At 71.1% G+C, this 1,287-nt stretch carries 2 protein-coding genes; both read right to left on the bottom strand.

Annotation, left to right across the window (positions count from 1 at the left end; genetic code table 11):
- A partial coding sequence (locus A612_RS06465) for a glucose-6-phosphate isomerase (RefSeq protein WP_019373695.1) occupies positions 1-1,134 on the bottom strand: 1,134 nt, incomplete at its 3' end.
- Positions 1,131-1,287: transaldolase family protein (locus A612_RS17005; RefSeq protein WP_277422520.1), on the bottom strand; the 157-nt coding region annotated here is incomplete at its 5' end. The genes A612_RS06465 and A612_RS17005, both read right to left, overlap by 4 nt.

Genomic DNA, 1,287 nt, shown 5'->3' with positions numbered 1-1,287 from the left:
GGTGGCGTAGGGCAGCGGCTCGCCGGCGGCGTCCACGCCCTTGCCGTTGCTCTCCATCTCGAGCTGCTGCAGGTAGGCCGGCAGGCGGCGCAGGCCGTGGCTGTAGGGGGCGACGCAGCGGCTGGCGAAGCCGTGGAAATTGCGATACCAGACGTCCAGCAGCGCCAGGCGCACAGGCAGGTTGCGCGCCAGGGGCGCGGTGCAAAAGTGCCGGTCCATGGCGTGGGCGCCGGCCAGCAGCTGGCGAAAACCCTCGGCGCCGATGGCGATGGCAATCGGCAGCCCGATGGCCGACCACAGCGAATAGCGCCCACCCACCCAGTCCCAAAAGCCCAGCGTGGTCTCGATGCCGAATTCGGCGGCGGCTTGCAGGTTGGTGGTCAGCGCCCAGAAGTGGCGCGCCAGCGCCTTCTCGCTGCCGCCCTGCGCGAGGAACCAGGCGCGTGCGGCCCGGGCGTTGGTCATGGTCTCCAGCGTGGTGAAGGTCTTGGAGGCGATCAGGAACAGCGTGCTCCCGGGCCGCAGCGTCGCCAGCAGGCTGCCCAGCTCCATGCCATCGACGTTGGAGATGAAGTGCAGCCGCTTGCCTTCGGGCCGCAGGTCGTCCAGCGCCTTCACGGCCATGGAGGGGCCGAGGTCGGAGCCGCCGATGCCGATGTTGACGACGTCGGTGATGGCCCCATCCGCGCGCACCTGCTCGGCCAGGGCCAGCATGGAATCCAGCGTAGCGTGCACCTCGCGCAGCGCTTGGGCGACGAAGGGCGCGGCCGGGGCGCCGCCCTCGCCGATCGCAGGCGCGCGCAGCAGCCAGTGCATGGCGGCGCGCTGCTCGGTGTGGTTGATGGGCGCGCCGGCGAACATGGCGTCGCGGTAGGCCTCCACGCCGCATTCGCGCGCCAGTTCCAGCAGCAGCGCCTCGGTGGACTCGTCGATCAGGTTTTTCGACAGGTCGGCGAAGACGTGCGGCGCCTGCTGACTGAAATGCGCCACGCGCGCCGCCGCCTGCGGGCCGTCGAAGGCCGCGCGCAGGTCGAAGCCCTGGCCGGCGTCTGCATGGTGCGCCGCCAGCCGGCCCCAGGCCAGGGTGCGGTCGCAGCGCGTGCGCGGGTCGGTGTAGGCAGCGGTTGCACTCATGCCGCCAGCGCCGCCTGCATGAGCTGCTCGAGCTTTCCGGCATCGGCGGCAAAGGCGCGGATGCCCTCGGCGAGCTTTTCCGTGGCCATGGCGTCTTGGTTGAGGGCGTAGCGAAAGCCGGCCTCGTCGTAGTGCACGGCCTCGAGCCGCAGG

Source organism: Melaminivora alkalimesophila, from assembly GCF_000282995.1.
Lineage (GTDB): Bacteria > Pseudomonadota > Gammaproteobacteria > Burkholderiales > Burkholderiaceae_C > Melaminivora > Melaminivora alkalimesophila.
This window is presented reverse-complemented; position numbering and strand designations above follow the sequence as displayed.